The following is a 16,764-nucleotide window of genomic DNA, read 5'->3' as shown; positions in this document are numbered from 1 at the left end:
TGCGTCGGATGAAGGTGTTTAGAGGCGAAGCAATGCGGTCGGATCAGGAGCGCCGCTACCTCAGCGCCTTGGGAAAGACCGGGAAGCAGCTCGATGCATTTCAAGTCGCCCGCTCAGCCAAGGGCGGCGGCCAGGGCGGCGCGCGCCTCATCAAGCGCCGCCGGCAGGGCGGCGCCGTCGCGGCCGCCGGCCTGGGCCAGGGCCGGACGGCCGCCACCGCCGCCGCCGCAGCGTTTGGCGATGGTGCCGATGAAGGCGCCCGCCTTGGCGCCCGCCTGCACCACCGCCGCGCCGAAGGCGGCCACCAGGATCACCTTGGTGAGGTCGGCGGGATCGGGCAGGCCGCCCAGCACCACCGCGCCCCCCTCGCCCAGCTGCTGCTGCAGCTGCTGGGCCGCCCCCTGCAGACCGGCACCTTCCACGCCATCGAGGCGGGCCACCAGCAGCTGGAAGGAGCCGAGCGGTTCCGCCTGGGCCGCCAGCGCCGCCGCCTTCGCCAGCGCCAGTTCGGCGCGGGCGGCGACCAGGGCCTTGCCGGTGGCCTTGAGCTCCTCGGCCATGGCGCTCACCCGCTCCACGATGTCCGCGGGCTGGGCCTTGAAGCGGTCGCCCAGTTCGCGCACCACCGCCTCACGTTCGTTCAGGTAGGCCAGCACCGCCGGACCCGCCACCGCCTCGATGCGGCGGATGCCGGCCGCCACGCCGGTTTCGCTGACGATCTTGAACAGGCCGATCTCGGCGGTGTTGGCCACGTGGGTGCCGCCGCACAGCTCCATCGACACCCCCGGCACATCCACCACCCGCACCTGGGCGTCGTATTTCTCGCCGAACATCGCCACCGCCCCGGCCGCGCGGGCCCGCTCCAGCTCCATCTCCTGCACCTCCAGCTCGTGGGCATCGGCGATCCAGCCGTTGATCAGTTCCTCGACCCGCTCCAGCTCCTCACGGCTCACGGCTCGGGGGCAGTGGAAGTCGAAGCGCAGGCGATCGAAATCCACCAGCGAACCCGCCTGGGCGATCGCGGGATCCACCAGCTGCTTGAGCGCCGCCTGCAGCAGGTGGGTGGCGGTGTGATGCGCCTGGGCGCGGCGGCGGCAGGCCCGATCGACCCGGGCGATCACCCGATCACCGAGGCCCAGGCTGCCGCGCTCCACCCGGCCCTGGTGCACGAACTGCTTGCGCAGGCGGCTCACCGCCTCCACCCGCACGATCACGCCCGCGTCACCGGCGCCTTCGCTGCCGAGCACACCGCCCAGCAGCAGGCCCCGGTCGCCGATCTGGCCGCCGGATTCGCCATAGAAGGGCGTGGCATCCAGCACCACCTGCACCGCCTCTCCCGCCACTGCCCGCTCGGCGGGACTGCCGTTCACCACCAGCGCCAGCACCTGGCTGGGATGCTCCAGGGCGCCATAGCCCTCGAAGCGGGTGTCGGGGAGGTCGGCCGCCGCGGCCGCCACCGCCCCCTGCACGGTGAGGTCCACACTCACGGCCGCCGCCTTGGCCCGCTGCCGCTGGGCCTCCATCGCCGCCTCGAAGCCGTCACGGTCGACCGTGAGCCCGTGCTCCTCGGCGATCTCTTCGGTGAGCTCCAGCGGGAAACCGTAGGTGTCGTAGAGCTCGAAGGCCTGGGCACCGCTGATGGCGGCAGGGCGGGAGGCCAGCACCTCCGCCAGCAGCTTCTCGCCGCGCTCGAGCGTGTCCAGGAAGCGGGCCTCCTCGCGGCCCAGCTCGGCTAGGATCGCCTCACGCCGCTCCAGCAGCTGCGGGAAGGCCGGCGCCATCAGCGCGATCGCCGCTTCACCCATGGTGCGCAGGAAGGGCTGATCGATACCGAGCAGGCGGCCGTGGCGCACCACCCGCCGCAGCAGGCGCCGCAGGATGTAGCCGCGGCCCAGGTTCGACGCCGTGACCCCATCGCAGATCAACTGGGTGATGGCGCGGCTGTGGTCACCGATCACCTTGAGCGAGGTGCGGCCCTTCTCCTCAAGCTGGCTGTAATCCACGCCAGCCAGAGAGGCAGCGGTGTGAATCAGCGGAACGATCAGATCGGTTTCGTAGTTGTTCGGTACGCCCTGCAGGATCTGGGCCATGCGCTCCAGACCCATGCCGGTGTCGATGTTGCGGTTCGCCAGGGGGGTGAGCGTTCCTTCCGCATCGCGGTTGAACTGCATGAACACCAGGTTGTAGAACTCGATGAAGCGGCTGTCGTCCTCCAGATCGATGGCGTCATCGCCGCGTTCGGGGTGGAAGTCGTAGTAGATCTCCGAGCAGGGGCCGCAGGGGCCGGTGGGGCCGGACACCCAGAAGTTGTCGGCTTCATCCATGCGGATGATCCGCTTCGGGTTCACCCCCACGACCTCGCGCCAGATCGCTTCGGCTTCGTCGTCTTCGCGGAACACGCTCACTACCAGGTGGCGGGGATCCAGGCCGAACACCTCGGTGCTCAGCTCCCAGGCCCAGGCGATCGCCTCGGCCTTGAAGTAATCGCCGAAGGAGAAGTTGCCCAGCATCTCGAAGAAGGTGTGGTGCCGCGCCGTGCGACCCACGTTCTCGATGTCGTTGGTGCGGATGCACTTCTGGCTGGTGGTGGCCCGCGCCGCCGGCCGCGGCGCCTGCCCCAGGAACACCGGCTTGAAGGGCAGCATGCCCGCGATCGTGAGCAGCACGGTGGGGTCGTCGGGCACCAGCGAGGCGCTGGGCAGGCGCCGGTGGTCGCGGGCGGCATAGAAGGCCAGGAATGCCTCGCGGATCTCGGCGCCGCTGCGGGGGCGCGGCTGGCCCGCCAAGGAGGCGCTGGAAGAAGGTGCGGCAGCCATGGCCCGTCGCGACGAAACAATGCGAAGCGCCCATCTTCGGCGAGCGCCCCCCTGACCGGATCCGGGGCGGCACCTTACGCTGCGCCCGCCCCGCCGTCGCTGTGCTGCCCGCCTCCGACCAGCCCCAGCCTCCGGCGCAGCCCAGGCCAACGCCACAGCCCCGCGCACGCCTGCGGCTGCAATCGATCAGCTGGGCGCTGCTGGCCGGGGGCGCGGCGGCGGCGCTCGGCCTGGGCGGGGGCCTGGAGCCGGCCCTGCGGGCCGGGGGCTGCGGCTTCTTCTATGGCCTGCTGGCCTTTCACCTGCAGCGCGTCGACCCGGATGACGGCCACCTGCAGGCGGGGCTGGTGGGGGCGGTGTGCGGCATCCTCAGCCTTGGCGCCGCCTTGGATCTGCCCCCGTTCGGGCCGCTGGCGTGGGGCCAGGGCCTGGCGCCGGGGCTGTCGTCGTTGATGATGGCGCTGATCCGTGCCTGGCTGCCCCTCTGGCTGCCTGTCGCGGGCGCTGCCCTGCTGCTGCAAGGTGCCCAGCGTCTGCTGCCCGCACTTCGGCCTTGATCAGGCCCTGACCCCCCGGCCATGAGCCTGCTGCATGCCACCTGGCTGACTTCCGGTATCGCCGCAGGGGCGACGGTGGGCAGCTTCGACCGGCCCGGTCTGCTGATCTGGGCCGACACCTGGCGGGTGGCGGCGCCGGTGACGCCGAAACGCACGCCGGAGCCCCACCCGCTCAGCCTCGACCAGGACGACCTGGGCGCCTGGCTGGAGGAGCACGAGCTCTGGTCGGAGGCCTTCCGCCCCGCCGTGGCCACGCTCACCCTGCCGAGCCGCAGCCAGAACGCCCGCGGCAGCAAGAGCAGCGCCAGCGGCCCCTGGAGTGGCCTGCCGCTGCAGGCCGGTGAGCCGATCCCGAAAGCGCTCAGCTGGTGGCCGTGGCAGGTGGAGGGCCTCTGGCTCAAGCCCGCCGCCGCCGCCGACTGGCTGGGGCAGCTGCCCCTTTCCGGCCATCACCCCGATCTGGCCGATGAACTGCGCTGGTGGAGCCACCTGCAGCGCTGGGCGCTCAGCCTGATCGCCCGCGGCCGCTGGCTGCCCCAGGTGGAGCCCAGCGCCGGCGGCGCAGGTGGCCGGGCCCGCTGGGTGCCGCTGCTGAACCGGGAGGAGGATCGCCGCCGGCTGGAAGATCTGGCCGCGCAGCTGCCCCAGGTGGCGGTGGCGGCGCTGGCCCCCTCCGGCAACGGCCCTGGCGGTGGCGGAGGTGCTGGCGGTGGTCTGGGTGCCGGCATGGGCGTCGGGAATGGCGCCGCGCCGCTGGCCTGCTGGCGGCCGGGATCCGGCCGGCTGCGGGTGGTGGCGATCCTCGCCGATCTGCTCGATGGCCAGATGCGCGAGAGCTTCACCCCCGCCACCGAGGGGCTCGATCCACTGCTGGCGGCCTGGCAGCGGGCACTCGGCCCCGGCGATGGGCGGCTCGACCTGTCGGCGGAGGACGCGGAACGGCTCGCCACCGCCACCCACCACTGGCGGGAAGCGGTGGCCGGCCGTGTGGCGCCGGCCCACACCTGCCTGGAGCTGGAGATTCCGGCGGAAGGCGACGAGCTCTGGCCGCTGCGCTTCAGCCTGCAGGGGGAAGCCGATCCGAGCCTGAAAATGGCGGCGACAGCGGTGTGGTCGGCCGGAGCCGGCACCGTGCAGCTGGGCGAAATTGCCGTGCAGCAGCCGGGTGAGCTGTTGCTGGAAGGCCTGGGGCGGGCCCTGCAGGTGTTTGAGCCGATCGAGCGCGGTCTCGACACGGCCACGCCGGAGCAGATGGCGCTGACCCCCGCCGAAGCCTTCGTGCTGGTGCGCACCGCCGCCGCCCGCCTGCGCGACGTGGGCGTGGGCGTGGTGCTGCCGCCGAGCCTGAGCGGCGGCCTGGCCAGCCGCCTGGGGCTCTCGATCACGGCGGATCTGCCGCCCAGTTCGCGCGGTTTCAGCCTGGGCGAATCGCTCGAATGGACTTGGGAGCTGATGATCGGCGGCGTCACCTTGAGCCTGCGCGATCTGGAGCGGCTGGCGGGCAAGCGCAGCCCGCTGGTGCAGCACAAGGGGGCCTGGATCGAGCTGCGGCCCGGCGATCTGCGCAACGCCGAGAAGTTCTGCGCCCTCGATCCACCGCTCAGCCTCGACGACGCCCTGCGGGTGACGGGCAACGAAGGGGAAACGCTGCAGCGGCTGCCGGTGCACCGCTTCACGGCGGGGCCACGGCTGCAGGCGGTGCTGGAGCAGTACCACCAGCAGAAGGCCCCCGATCCGCTGCCCGCCCCGGAAGGATTCGCCGGCCAGCTGCGCCCGTATCAGGAACGGGGCCTGGGCTGGCTGGCCTTCCTGCACCGCTTCGACCAGGGCGCCTGCCTGGCCGACGACATGGGCCTGGGCAAGACGATCCAGCTGCTGGCCTTCCTGCAGCACCTCAAGGCGGAGCAGGAGCTGAAGCGGCCGGTGCTGCTGGTGGCGCCCACCTCCGTGCTCACCAACTGGAAGCGGGAGGCGGCGGCCTTCACGCCCGAACTGGAGGTGCGCGAGCACTACGGGCCGCGCCGCCCCGCCACCGACGCCGCCCTGAAGAAGGCGCTCAAGGGGGTGGATCTGCTGCTCACCAGCTACGGCCTGCTCCAACGCGACAACGAACTGCTGGCGGCGATCGACTGGCAGGGGATGGTGATCGATGAAGCGCAGGCGATCAAGAACCCCAGCTCAAAGCAGAGCCAGTCGGCGCGGGATCTGGCGCGGGCGGGCAAGCAGAGCCGCTTCCGCATCGCCCTCACCGGCACGCCGGTGGAGAACCGGGTGAGTGAGCTGTGGGCGCTGATGGATTTCCTCAACCCGCGCGTGCTGGGCGAGGAGGAATTCTTCCGCCAGCGCTACCGACTGCCGATCGAGCGCTATGGCGACACCGCCTCCCTGCGCGACCTCAAGGCGCGCGTGGGGCCGTTCATCCTGCGGCGCCTCAAGACCGATAAATCGATCATCTCCGACCTGCCCGAGAAGGTGGAGCTGAACGAGTGGGTGGGGCTCTCGCCGGAGCAGGTGACGCTCTACCGCAAGACGGTGGACGACAGCCTCGACACCATCGCCCGGGCGCCGCTGGGCCAGAAGCACGGCCAGGTGCTGGCGCTGCTCACCAGGCTGAAGCAGATCTGCAACCACCCGGCGCTGGCGCTGAAGGAAGCCGGCGTGGGCAACGGCTTCGCCAGCCGCTCCGCCAAGGTGCAACGCCTCGACGAGATCGTGGAGGAGGTGATCGAAGCGGGCGATAGGGCGCTGCTGTTCACCCAGTTCGCCGAATGGGGCCACCTGCTGCAGGCCCACCTGCAGCAGCGCTTCCGCCAGGAGGTGCCGTTCCTGTATGGCAGCAGCAGCAAGAGCGAGCGGCAGGCAATGGTGGATCGCTTCCAGGAGGATCCGCGCGGCCCGCAGCTGTTTTTGCTGTCGTTGAAGGCCGGTGGGGTGGGCCTCAACCTCACGCGCGCCAGCCATGTGTTCCACATCGACCGCTGGTGGAACCCGGCGGTGGAGAACCAGGCCACCGACCGTGCCTACCGCATCGGCCAGACCAACCGGGTGATGGTGCACAAGTTCATCACCAGCGGCTCGGTGGAGGAAAAGATCGACCGCATGATCCGCGAGAAATCCCGCCTGGCGGAAGACATCATCGGCAGCGGCGAGGAATGGCTCGGCGGGCTCGACCCCGGCCAGCTGCGCGACCTGGTGGCCCTCGACGACTGAACGGCGCCGTGGTCGGGCTCGGCGGCAGCGGGTACGGTGCAGGCACGGCTGGATCGGGGAGAGGGTGACAGGTGGCGAATGAAACTCCACCCCTGTTCGGCAAGACCCGCTTCCTGGAAGGCCTGATCGACGAGTTCCTCGACAAGATCGCCGAGGGGGTGATTGTGGGGGAGCTGGGCCTGAAGGCCTATCTCTGCGGCAGTGAAGAAGAAGCGATCTGCCTGGAGAAGCTCAACCAGCTCACCGAGATCAAACGGCGTTGCAGCGAACTGCGCCGCACGATCGTGACCATGCTCTACACCGAGATGCTGCTGCCTGATGCCCGCGGCGATGTGCTGCGGCTGCTCGGCAGCCTGTTCGCCCTGCTCGATGACATGGGCGACGACTTCGAGGAGCTGATGATCGTGCAACCGCAGCGGCTGCCGGAATTCGGCGCCGATTTCGCCGAACTCACGGCGATGGCGGTCCGCGGCGTGCAGGCCGTGCTGGTGGCGGCGCGCACCTTCTTCCGCACACCGGCGGCGGTGCGCGACCACCTCAACGAGGTGCGGGTGTTCGAGGACCAAACCGACCGACTGGCCTACAAGCTCAAGCGCCGGATCGTGGCGGCCGATCTGAGTTTCGAGCAGCGCACGCTGCTGCGGGAAACGGCGGCCATGCTCGATGGCCTGGCCGACAAGGCGGAGAACATCGGCGACGACCTCTCCATCTTCGCGATCAAGCGATCCCTCTGAGCCGCCGCCTTGACCATGGCCCTGATCGTCACGCTCATCTTTCTCTCCAGCGGCCTGTTTCTCGGCTGGTCGATGGGCGCGAACGACGCCTCCAACGCCTTCGGCACCGCGGTGGCCACGCGGATGATCCGCTTCCCCACCGCCGCCTTCCTCTGCAGCACGTTCGTGATCATCGGGGCGGTCACGAGCGGCAGCGGCGCCGCCGAGGGGCTCAGCCAGCTGGGGGCGATCAACGCCCTGCCGGGGGCTTTCACCGCCGCCCTGGCGGCCGCACTCACGGTGGCCTGGATGAGCGCCGTGGGGCTGCCGGCTTCCACCGGCCAGGCGGTGGTGGGCTCGATCATCGGCTGGAACCTGTTCAGCGGTTCCCCCACCGACCTGGGCACGCTGGGCCGGATTGCAGCCACCTGGGTGGTGTCGCCGGTGCTCGGGGCGATCTTCGCGATGGTGATGTACAAGCTGCTGGTGGCCTGGATCAGCCTCACCCGCCCCCACCTGCTCTCGCTCGATCGCAACACCCGCAGCGGCCTGCTGCTGGCGGGGATCTTCGGCTCCTATGCAATCGGCGCCAACGGCATCGGCAATGTGATGGGCTTCTTCGTGGAGGCGTCGCCGTTCCGCAATCTCAGCTTCGGGCCGTTCGAGGTGTCGTCGGTGGAGCAGTTGTTTCTGATCGGCGCCATCGCCGTGGCGGTGGGTGTGTACACCTATTCCCGCCGCGTGATGATGACCGTGGGCGACAGCCTGCTCACCCTCTCGCCGCTGGCGGCGCTGGTGGTGGTGGTGTCGCATTCGCTGGTGCTGTTTCTGTTTTCCTCAACGGCGCTGGAGAGCCTGCTGGCGGGCTGGGGGCTGCCCACGATTCCGCTGCTGCCGGTGTCGGGCTCGCAGGCGGTGATCGGCTCGGTGCTGGGCATCGGCCTGCTGCAGGGCATGAAGGGGGTGCGCCAGATCCGCTGGGGCGTGCTGGGCGGCATCGCCTCCGGCTGGATCACCACGCCCCTGATCGCGGCGGTGATCGGTTTCGTGCTGCTGTTCGTGGTGCAGAACGTGTTCGGCCAGGAGGTGTACCAGGCGAGCCGGCCGCTGGCGGTGGCAGTGTTGGCGGCAGGTCCCGCTGCACCCTGAATGTCAGCCCCTCCCACCGCATCCGCTCCTGAACAGCTGCAGGCGGCGCTGTTTCACTTCGCGATCGGCGAGCTGGTGCGCCAGCACCGCAGCAGCTTTCCGCCGCTGTGGACCACCGAAAGCTGGGCCAAGCTGATGATCTGGCTGGCACTCAACTGCGGCTGCAGCGGCGATGACGCAGGCCTGCGCCAGTTCGCGGCGTCGCTGGGGCCCGCCCTGGCCCGCACCCTGCGCCAGACCTTCTTCGAGCGCACGCTGGAGGACCTGGAGCTGCGCCTGCTGGCCGATCCCGCCGACCCGCAGGTGGTGCTGCTGCCCCTGCCCGGCGCTGGCGCGCTGCCGCCCGAGCGGGTGGCCGAGGCGCTGGCCCGCGTCGGGCTCAGCGCGCTGGTGGTGGCGGATCCAGCCGGCTGGCAGCAGCTGGAGGGCCTGGTGGCCGTGCCCTGGGCCCAAGCCAGCGAGGCTGCCCACTCATGAACCTGATCGGCACCTACCGCAACGCCGGCTATGCGGCCCTCGCCGACGGCATCTGCGCCTTCTACGAGCGCCGCACCGACCTGCAACGCCGCGGCGTCGCCTTCGGCGAACCGCAGTCCGGCGCCGATGCTGCCGCTGCCACCTGTGCGGCCGCCACCCCCGCCAAGGTGTCGACCGACATCAGCCTGGTGGCGATCGACCGCAGCGATCCAGAGGCCTTCGCCCTGGCTGAGGTGATCGTGCGCGGCGTGAACGCCGGGCTGGAGCGTTACCTGCAGGAGCGTCCGCTGCTGCGCCAGTGCGCGCCAGAGCAGTCGCTGTTCGTGCTGCCGATCTTCAACCTGCAGCGCTACGCCCCCGGCGAAGCCTTCCACGCCTGGCACTGCGACTGGACCACCAGCGACGAAGCCACCGAGCCGATCCGCCGCATGCTCGCCTGGATCCTCTACTGCAACGACGTGCCCGACGGCGGCACCGAATTCCACTGGCAGGACCACCACGTGGAAGCCGTGAAAGGCACCCTGGCAATCTTCCCGGCGGGCATCTCCCACATCCACCGCGGCCGGGTGAGCCACGAGCACACCAAAACGATCGCCACCGGCTGGATCAACGCCGGTAAACGGGAGGATTACATCGCTCGGCTTGCGGCTGGCTGAGGGGCTGGGGGATGGGAAGGCTTTGTCGTGGATACCGGACCCTCCCATTCAGGATGAGGCCCGCCTGAAGGCCGCCCGTTGAGCCAAAGTTGACGGGTAGTGTTTTCGTAGCTACGATAAAGCGTGCGGTTTGATTTCGACCCTGGCAAGGACGCGACCAATCTGAGCAAGCACGGCCTCTCCTTGGCGGCCGCAGCTGAGCTCGACTGGGATGCAGCACTCGTCTGGATTGATAATCGGGCTGACTATGGTGAAGCAAGGATGATTGCCTTGGCTCCAATTGGAGACATACTCTTTTTTGTAGCCTTTGTAGATCGCGAGCCGGCAAGGAGAATCATTAGTCTACGCAGAGCTAATCGCCGCGAGGTCCGCCACTATGTCAAAGCCATTAAAGAAGATCAGCCTGAAGATGCCGACACTTGAGGAAGATAAGTTGATTACAGCGGCAGCGGAGTCAGATCCTGACGCCCTTCCGCTTACAGACGAGCAGATGAGCGCGATGGTCCCTATTCGGGTGCTGCGCGGTCGTCCAAAGTTGGCGAATAAAAAGAAGCTTGTTTCAATCCGATATAGTCCTGAGGTTATTGACTATTTCAGAGCCTCAGGAGCTGGCTGGCAAGCTCGCATGGATGCTGTGCTTAAGGATTATGTCGAAGCTCACTCTACTGGCGATGCGAAGGGGGCCTAACATCAAGATACAGAAGACGGGATCGAATGATGCCGGCTATGCAAAAGTCATGGCCCGCCGCTGATCTGGAACGTTAGGCGGCTGCTTCTTGAGCGAGGCTGCGTGCCACTCACAACCGTTCGCCGCCAGGGGCTTTCGTCATAACGGACACCACCAGGCTCACTGATAGGAATTTCTCCCGGCCATCACTCCACCGTCCACATCCCAGATCGCGCCTGTCACCCAAGAGGCTCGATCGGATAGCAGGAAGCAGATGGTTTCAGCGACGTCCTTCGGACTACCGATACGTCCGATTGGGTGGAAGTCGTTGAACCCCTGAAGCGTCGAGTGGACCTTCTCCTTGTCAATGAACGCCTCGTAGATGGCTGTCTCAACAACGGCGGGGGACACCGCATTGACCCTGATATGAGCACCAGCCAGCTCCATGGCGAGATGCTGGGTCAGCGAGTGAAGGCCAGCTTTTGCCATGGAGTAGGCCGAGGATGGAGTTGCGGCTATGGCCTGTTTGGCCCACATTGATCCAATGTTCACAATGCTGCCGCCGAGGTTCCGTACCACCATGGTCTTCGCAACTGTCTGCGTGATAAAGAACAGCGACTTATTGATGCTGAAGTAGCTGTCATAGTCGGCTTCTGAGTGTTCAAGGAATGTCCTGGGGAGGAACACCCCGGCAGCATTCACAAGGAGGTCCGTGTCTGCATGCTTGCTCTCGATCCGGGAGCGCAGGTCGTCCGTTTCAGCAACGTTGGTGAGATCGGCCTTTTCTGTGTTGATCACCCCGAATGGGCCGAGTTCCTTGACGACCGCATCGATGTGATCCTCTCTGTGCCCAACCACAACCACCGATCCCCCTCGCTGCAGAACGAGCTGAGCGACCTTCTTCCCAATACCACTCGTTCCCCCGATGACCAAGAGCTTCTTGCCTGAGAAGTCCATCACTGCATCGCTCATTGTGAAAAGGATGTTGGCTGGCAAAACTCTGATGCCCACGCCGTCATCCAGCAAGCAGGCACAATTTGGTAGGGTGGGAACAAAGTGGTGTCATACGTTGAAATCAGGCGATGAAATCAGGCGATAAGAAACTGCCTCGTCGCGTGGCCCCTCGCCACGTTGGCAGGATGGTTGAAACTGTCATCGGCTGCAAATGGTCGCTAACGGTGCTGCAGCTCGTGGTGCTCGGAGTGAACCGCCCAGGCGAGATGGAGCGCAGCATCGAAGGGCTCTCGGCGAAGGTGCTCAACGACTGCCTGCGTCGACTCGTCGAGTTCAATGTCTTGGACAAGCAGTCGTACCCGGAGATGCCGCCGCGAGTTGAATACACCCTTACCGAATTCGGAAACAAGTTCCGCAAAGTGATAGACGCCCTGGATGACCTGGAGAGCGACTTTGAAGGAGCCAACGCAGGGCCTCAACGCGTCAAGCACTCGGCACAAGCGACAACAAGCCCGAACGGGAGTTTGGACGCTGACGACGCCTGACAACGTCAGGCAACGGACGGCACGATGAACCATCAGCCAATGCCGGGCGTTAGGCTGTAACGACGGATCCACGTATGTTTCACTGATGATTGCATACGCCATTACGAAAACCATTTCGATAGACGCGCCGCAGGAGCAGGTCTTCGCCTTCCTCGCAGATGCCGCCAACTGGCCGAAATGGGCCATCGTGAACCTGAAGTCTGTGAAGCCCTCAGATAGCCCGTGGTGGGACATGGAGACCCCCGCTGGCATGGCCAAACTGCGTATCCGCCCCAATGAGGACCTCGGCACCCTCGATCATGACTTCAACTCTCCCGATGCAAGCTGGACGGTTCCAGCACGCTTGGTCGCCAACGGCAGTGGCTGTGAATTCATGATCACCTTCTTTCAGCCGCCTTCCTTCTCACGTCAGTTCTTTGAAGAGCAGGTAGCCCTTGTGGACAAGGAGCTTGCTGAGTTGAAGACGCTGATGGAATCGGCGTGAAGGCGCCGAAGGAGTGGTGATCAGACCTGCCGACTCAGCGATCGCCACACCAGGGAAGCCGATCTCCAACCACCCAGAATCTCTCCAACCTGTTGCCTGAGATAGAATGGCTGAGGAGACGGCACATGACAACTCTTCTCGACAATCACGAAGAAGCCATCGCCGAGCTGTGTCGCAAGTACAGCGTTCAGAAACTTTTTGCGTTTGGATCAGCCATTAGGGACGATTTTCGATCAGGCGAAAGCGATGTGGATCTTCTCGTCGAATTTGCCCCAATGGGTGGGCACGCTCAATTCCACGCTTATTTTGAGATGCTTGAAGAGCTGCAGAGAGTACTCGGCACCAAGGTAGATCTTGTCATGAGCGGCGCCGTGCGCAATCCAATCATTGCGCGCGAGATTGAGAAAACAAAAACGATGATCTATGCCGGGTGAGCCAACGGCTTCTCTCCACGACATCATCGATGCATGCGATTCGATTGCAAGATTCCAAGGATCCATACCGAGCCGATCCGCCGCCTGCTGGCCTGGATCCTCACCTGCAACGACATGCCCACGGCGGCACCGATTCCACTGGCAGGAGCACCACGTGGAAGCCGTGAAAGGCACCCTGGTGATCTTCCCGGCGGGGAACTCCCGCATGCACCGCGGCCGCGTCAGCCACGAGCACACCAAAACGATCGCTGCGGGTTGGGTCAACACCGGCAGCCAGGAGGATGACCTGGGGCCGCTGGCGTCGTCCCCTGCCCCTGCTCCACCCGCACGATGAAGATCGATCCCGACCTCCGCCGCCGCACCCTGCGGGCCGCCATCGCCCTGCTCGAAACGGCCCATGATCCGGAGCATGTGTTCCCCCACGCGGTGCCCCTGCTGGATGCCCTCGGCAGCTCGGCTCTGGGGGATCTGGGCCGGGCCCAGTTGCTGGAGGATCCCGCCCTCAGCGCGCTCGCCGCCGAGCGCTACTGGGGTCCCTGGCCCTCGGCCCCGGAGTTGCGTTCCCTGCCGAACGGCAGCCTCGGCCAGCTTTACCAGGCGCGGTTCGATCGGCTTGGGCTGCATGCGCCACCACCACCGGACACCTCCGGCATGGACGGCCCCGGCGCCTACCTGCAACAGCGGCTGCGCTTCACCCATGACATCCATCACACCGTGCTGGCCATTCCCGTGGACGTGCCCGGTGAGGCCGCGGGTTCGGCGTACTACGCCTCGGCCCTGCGCCAGCCGGCCTCTGCCGCCGTGTTGACAGCCTGGATCTTCCACGGCTTCGAGGTGCCCGAGGAGAACGAGCGCCTCTGGAATGGCATTCGCTTCGGCCTGGAGGTGGCCCGGCTGGGGCCCACCCTGCTGGCGATGCGCTGGGAAGAAGGCTGGGCGCTGCCGATCGCCGCCTGGCGTCAGCGGCTCGGGCTGGTCGAGCTTCTGGCGGCGACCCCGTTCCCGGAGGAGCTGGCCCTGCTGAGTTGAGTCCCTTTCAGACCATGGGCTAATTGCCCTGTCCCCATCCCCGACGGGTCCGCTGAGTCCCTCGCCGAGGGCATCTGCGCCTCCTACAAGCGCCGCACCGACCTGCAGCGGCCGCCAAGGTGTCGACCGCCATCAGCATGGTGGCGATCGACCGCAGCGAGTCGCTGTTCGTGCTGCCGATCTTCAACCTGCAGCACTACGCCCCCGGCGAAGCCTTCCACGCCTGGCACTGCGACTGGACCACCAGCGACGAAGCCACCGAGCCGATCCGCCGCATGCTCGCCTGGATCCTCTACTGCAACGACGTGCCCGACGGCGGCACCGAATTCCACTGGCAAGACCACCACGTGGAACCCGGGAAAGGCACCCTGGCGATCCTCCCGGCGGGCATCTCCCACATCCACCGCGGCCGGGTGAGCAACGAGCTCACCAAAACGATCGCCACGGGTTGGATCAACGCTGGCCGGCGGGAGGATCACATCGCTCGGCTTGCGGCAGGGTGAGTTGGTGGGGGATGGGAAGGCTTTGGCATGGGTGGGAGGGGTGTGACCCAACAGCCCAAGACCGGCTACCCACGTGTGAGCTGAGCTGTGGGCATCCGATCAGCCGTTTGGGATGGACCGAGCCAAGCAACGGCGGGGCAAGCATTCCCAATGGATGAAAGCGAACTGGTGGTTAACGGATCCGCATAAGATCCCATCACGCATTCGCTTCAAGGGGCAAAACCGTTGCTCCGCAGCGGATTTAACGACAAGAGGAAGGGAATGCGAGGGCGCTTATACTGTCAAAGATAACTGCCAGTCCTGGATACCGGACCCGCCCATTAAGCGTTAGATTTACGAAATCAATCCCTAGATAGCGATGCGTGTTCGAGACGTCTTTGTGATCATGCCATTCAGCAAAACCCCAACACGAAGGAAGGAAGAACTTGACATTTTCTATGCATGCAACCTGAAAAAGGCGATTGAAGAATGCGGAGATCTTAGGCATCAGTACAGGGTGAGCAGGTCAGATGATAGCTTTGATATCAATTCTCAGATCATTCGCTCTGTATATGCTGCCGATATTGTTTTATGCGACCTGTCTGGCGAGCACGGGAATCCGAATGTAATGTTCGAGCTCGGTATTCGCCTATCCACTACATCAAAGCCTGTGATTTTATTTCGAGAACAGTCATCAGATAATAGTCGCATTTTTGACATTTCTACATTTTATACCATGGAATACTCACCCCTACGATACCCCGAGCTAGAAGACTACATCGTCAAGCTAATCAAAGACTATGAATCAGGCGTCAAAGTATTCAAGTCACCAGTCTTGACTGTCCTTGAAAAGGAGCCATCAGTAGTTGCAGAACAGGAGCTGAGGCGGGCCATACTTCAGTTCAAAGCACTTCGGCAAGCAGTCCTGCAACTACTGCGTGGTACGGGCGGAGCTGTTTATCTATTCATTAAAGAACTTGAGATTGATTTGGATATTCCTACGAGCAATGCCCTGGAGCTTCTACCGTTTCTCCAAGCAAACAGGGAAAGGCTCTCCAGCCTTGACTGGTCCTCATTGATGTTCCAGCCAAGTGCACCACCTAGTCTACAATCGTATCTGACTAGCTTTCCCTTAGAAGGCTTGGTTGAGATAGGGATACAAGCAGTATGGAATTCCGTTTTAGGCGAGTTCTTTGGAAAGTATTTTGGGACAAACGTATACTGGCGATTTCTTGGATTTGATTCGATCCAAAACCTTGTTGGCGATGCAACAGTCTTGTTGGATGCCATAACTTGCTTCATTGGCTACCTCGAAACAAGTAATGATAATCCTGACACGAGAAAGAAGTTTCTTAGGTCTACGATTGAGAACCTGCGGAGGAATCCTCAATGGGATGAGAGCGAGTTTATTGCACTCCGCTTAGAAATCTAACATCAAGATGCAGAGGGTGGGAGCAAGAGGATACCATCACTTCTCAAGATACCTGCATGCTTCTGATCGTGAGCGTTAGAACTACTCAGAATTCACCATGAGAGCACGATGCCTTGAATTGGTTGACAAAAGTGTTTTAGCAATGATTGCCGCAATCGAAATCTATAACAAGCCAGATTTCAAGTATCGCGAAGAAACATTCAGCGTGCTTAGCGTTAATTCATGGGAGCTCCTGATCAAGGCGTATTGGCTGAAGCAGAACTCAAACAAGATCAAGAGCCTATATGTCTACGAGAAGATTACCAAGAAGGATGGGACCAAAGGCAAGCAGGAAAGAATCAAGCTTACTCGGAGCGGAAATCCATTTACTCACAGCCTTGAGTATCTCGGATCGCAATTGCTTTCGCAGGGCTTGATGAACAAGGCTGCATGGCAGAACATACTTGCTGTGATTGAGATACGCGACAATGCAGTTCACTTTTACAATAAGAGTTACCTGTTCTCTAGGAGGCTTCAGGAGGTAGGGTCTGCATCGGTCAAAAACTATGTCTCTGCTATCAAAGACTGGTTTGACGAGGATCTAACAGAGTTTAACTTTTTTCTAATGCCCCTTTCCTTTGTGGCGCCTCCCTCATCTGTAGATGGGATTGTCCTCTCCAAGGAAGAAGCAAATCTTGTCAAGTATATTGATTCAGCCGACTCAGCCAATGACCCGAAGGAGCGATATAGCGTTGCAGTCAACGTCAACGTAACCTTTAGTAGATCAAAAGTTAAGGATGCACTGCAGGTTCAGCTGTCAGGCGATCCAGGAGCTACTCCGATAACCCTGACAGAAGAGCAGATTAGGCAGAAATACCGACTGACGTACGACGAGCTTGTTAACGAGTGCAAGAAACGATACTCAGACTTTAAGCTTGACAAGAAGTTCTTTGCAACCAAGAAAGCTCTTGAGGCGGATTTAAAGTATGCCAAGATGCGGTTTCTTGATCCAGGCAATCCGAAGAGCAGCAAAAAGTGGTTTTACTCAGAGGCTATTCTTCACAAGCTTGATGAGGACTATTGCAAAAGGATGATCTAACAGGCCCCTTGAGTGGACAGGCAGCCAACAGCTCTCTGCTTCGCCACCAAAGCCACCCCGCCTGCCACTCAGGGGCAGCGT

The 16,764-nt window shown here is 63.8% G+C and carries 18 protein-coding genes; 16 read left to right on the top strand and 2 right to left on the bottom strand.

Annotated elements, in window-relative coordinates; translation table 11 throughout:
- Positions 1–113: 113 nt before the first annotated feature.
- Positions 114–2,816 (bottom strand): alanine--tRNA ligase, encoded by a 2,703-nt coding sequence (gene alaS, locus ACWJI3_RS06555; protein WP_480203255.1) that lies wholly within the window; start codon positions 2,814–2,816, stop codon positions 114–116.
- Positions 2,817–2,920: 104 nt separating this feature from the next.
- Between alaS and ACWJI3_RS06550 the strand changes: the two genes are divergently transcribed.
- The 8 genes from ACWJI3_RS06550 to ACWJI3_RS06515 all read left to right on the top strand — a co-directional run bounded on the left by ACWJI3_RS06550 (position 2,921) and on the right by ACWJI3_RS06515 (position 10,266).
- Positions 2,921–3,373: a hypothetical protein gene (locus ACWJI3_RS06550; RefSeq protein WP_261346351.1), complete on the top strand. Its 453-nt coding sequence runs from the start codon at positions 2,921–2,923 to the stop codon at positions 3,371–3,373.
- Positions 3,374–3,394: 21 nt separating this feature from the next.
- Complete coding sequence (locus ACWJI3_RS06545) at positions 3,395–6,583, top strand: SNF2-related protein (RefSeq protein WP_480203254.1); 3,189 nt, start codon at positions 3,395–3,397, stop codon at positions 6,581–6,583.
- Between the two features lie 71 nt (positions 6,584–6,654).
- Complete coding sequence (locus tag ACWJI3_RS06540) at positions 6,655–7,317, top strand: DUF47 domain-containing protein (RefSeq protein ID WP_094512167.1); 663 nt, start codon at positions 6,655–6,657, stop codon at positions 7,315–7,317.
- 15 nt (positions 7,318–7,332) lie between these two features.
- A complete protein-coding gene (locus ACWJI3_RS06535) occupies positions 7,333–8,445 on the top strand; it encodes an inorganic phosphate transporter (RefSeq protein WP_480203253.1) in 1,113 nt (370 codons plus the stop codon).
- A complete protein-coding gene (locus ACWJI3_RS06530; RefSeq protein ID WP_480203252.1) occupies positions 8,446–8,922 on the top strand; it encodes a protein phosphatase in 477 nt (158 codons plus the stop codon).
- Entirely contained in the window at positions 8,919–9,578 is a 660-nt protein-coding gene (locus ACWJI3_RS06525; protein WP_480203251.1) for a 2OG-Fe(II) oxygenase, read from the top strand. Before ACWJI3_RS06530 ends, ACWJI3_RS06525 begins: the two co-directional genes overlap by 4 nt.
- A gap of 123 nt (positions 9,579–9,701) precedes the next feature.
- Positions 9,702–10,001, top strand: a complete 300-nt coding sequence (locus tag ACWJI3_RS06520) for a BrnT family toxin (protein WP_255100213.1) — start codon at positions 9,702–9,704, stop codon at positions 9,999–10,001.
- Entirely contained in the window at positions 9,988–10,266 is a 279-nt protein-coding gene (locus ACWJI3_RS06515) for a BrnA antitoxin family protein (RefSeq protein ID WP_399220106.1), read from the top strand. Before ACWJI3_RS06520 ends, ACWJI3_RS06515 begins: the two co-directional genes overlap by 14 nt.
- Positions 10,267–10,425: 159 nt before the next feature.
- Here ACWJI3_RS06515 and ACWJI3_RS06510 read toward each other — a convergent pair whose 3' ends face one another.
- Positions 10,426–11,271, bottom strand: coding sequence for an SDR family NAD(P)-dependent oxidoreductase (locus ACWJI3_RS06510; RefSeq protein ID WP_255100214.1), 846 nt, complete (start codon positions 11,269–11,271; stop codon positions 10,426–10,428).
- Positions 11,272–11,384: 113 nt separating this feature from the next.
- Between ACWJI3_RS06510 and ACWJI3_RS06505 the strand changes: the two genes are divergently transcribed.
- The 8 genes from ACWJI3_RS06505 to ACWJI3_RS06470 all read left to right on the top strand — a co-directional run bounded on the left by ACWJI3_RS06505 (position 11,385) and on the right by ACWJI3_RS06470 (position 16,683).
- Positions 11,385–11,744 carry a winged helix-turn-helix transcriptional regulator gene (locus tag ACWJI3_RS06505; protein WP_480203250.1) on the top strand — a complete coding sequence of 120 codons (360 nt, stop codon included), beginning with the start codon at positions 11,385–11,387 and terminating at the stop codon, positions 11,742–11,744.
- Between the two features lie 85 nt (positions 11,745–11,829).
- On the top strand, positions 11,830–12,228 hold the full coding sequence (locus ACWJI3_RS06500) for an SRPBCC family protein (protein ID WP_480203249.1): 399 nt from the start codon (positions 11,830–11,832) through the stop codon (positions 12,226–12,228).
- A 125-nt stretch (positions 12,229–12,353) separates the two neighbouring features.
- Complete coding sequence (locus ACWJI3_RS06495; RefSeq protein ID WP_480203248.1) at positions 12,354–12,662, top strand: nucleotidyltransferase family protein; 309 nt, start codon at positions 12,354–12,356, stop codon at positions 12,660–12,662.
- Between the two features lie 163 nt (positions 12,663–12,825).
- Positions 12,826–12,996, top strand: a complete 171-nt coding sequence (locus ACWJI3_RS06490) for a hypothetical protein (RefSeq protein WP_480203247.1) — start codon at positions 12,826–12,828, stop codon at positions 12,994–12,996.
- Positions 12,993–13,691 carry a Coq4 family protein gene (locus ACWJI3_RS06485; RefSeq protein WP_480203246.1) on the top strand — a complete coding sequence of 233 codons (699 nt, stop codon included), beginning with the start codon at positions 12,993–12,995 and terminating at the stop codon, positions 13,689–13,691. The genes ACWJI3_RS06490 and ACWJI3_RS06485 overlap by 4 nt, the downstream gene beginning before the upstream one ends.
- Positions 13,692–13,810: 119 nt before the next feature.
- On the top strand, positions 13,811–14,194 hold the full coding sequence (locus tag ACWJI3_RS06480; protein WP_480203245.1) for a 2OG-Fe(II) oxygenase: 384 nt from the start codon (positions 13,811–13,813) through the stop codon (positions 14,192–14,194).
- Between the two features lie 385 nt (positions 14,195–14,579).
- Positions 14,580–15,605 carry a hypothetical protein gene (locus ACWJI3_RS06475; protein ID WP_480203244.1) on the top strand — a complete coding sequence of 342 codons (1,026 nt, stop codon included), beginning with the start codon at positions 14,580–14,582 and terminating at the stop codon, positions 15,603–15,605.
- Positions 15,606–15,702: 97 nt separating this feature from the next.
- Positions 15,703–16,683, top strand: a complete 981-nt coding sequence (locus ACWJI3_RS06470; RefSeq protein ID WP_480203243.1) for a DUF3644 domain-containing protein — start codon at positions 15,703–15,705, stop codon at positions 16,681–16,683.
- Positions 16,684–16,764: the final 81 nt, after the last annotated feature.

The organism is Marcopretia estuarina LEGE 06307, assembly GCF_056633115.1.
This window is presented reverse-complemented; position numbering and strand designations above follow the sequence as displayed.

Bases quoted from the DNA above. Each gene is read 5' to 3' on its own strand.
- alaS (WP_480203255.1), bottom strand. From the start codon at position 2,816: ATGGCTGCCGCACCTTCTTCCAGCGCCTCCTTGGCGGGCCAGCCGCGC.
- ACWJI3_RS06545 (WP_480203254.1), top strand. From the start codon at position 3,395: ATGAGCCTGCTGCATGCCACCTGGCTGACTTCCGGTATCGCCGCAGGG.
- ACWJI3_RS06535 (WP_480203253.1), top strand. From the start codon at position 7,333: ATGGCCCTGATCGTCACGCTCATCTTTCTCTCCAGCGGCCTGTTTCTC.
- ACWJI3_RS06530 (WP_480203252.1), top strand. From the start codon at position 8,446: ATGTCAGCCCCTCCCACCGCATCCGCTCCTGAACAGCTGCAGGCGGCG.
- ACWJI3_RS06525 (WP_480203251.1), top strand. From the start codon at position 8,919: ATGAACCTGATCGGCACCTACCGCAACGCCGGCTATGCGGCCCTCGCC.
- ACWJI3_RS06515 (WP_399220106.1), top strand. From the start codon at position 9,988: ATGCCGACACTTGAGGAAGATAAGTTGATTACAGCGGCAGCGGAGTCA.
- ACWJI3_RS06505 (WP_480203250.1), top strand. From the start codon at position 11,385: ATGGTTGAAACTGTCATCGGCTGCAAATGGTCGCTAACGGTGCTGCAG.
- ACWJI3_RS06500 (WP_480203249.1), top strand. From the start codon at position 11,830: ATGATTGCATACGCCATTACGAAAACCATTTCGATAGACGCGCCGCAG.
- ACWJI3_RS06495 (WP_480203248.1), top strand. From the start codon at position 12,354: ATGACAACTCTTCTCGACAATCACGAAGAAGCCATCGCCGAGCTGTGT.
- ACWJI3_RS06485 (WP_480203246.1), top strand. From the start codon at position 12,993: ATGAAGATCGATCCCGACCTCCGCCGCCGCACCCTGCGGGCCGCCATC.
- ACWJI3_RS06475 (WP_480203244.1), top strand. From the start codon at position 14,580: ATGCCATTCAGCAAAACCCCAACACGAAGGAAGGAAGAACTTGACATT.
- ACWJI3_RS06470 (WP_480203243.1), top strand. From the start codon at position 15,703: ATGAGAGCACGATGCCTTGAATTGGTTGACAAAAGTGTTTTAGCAATG.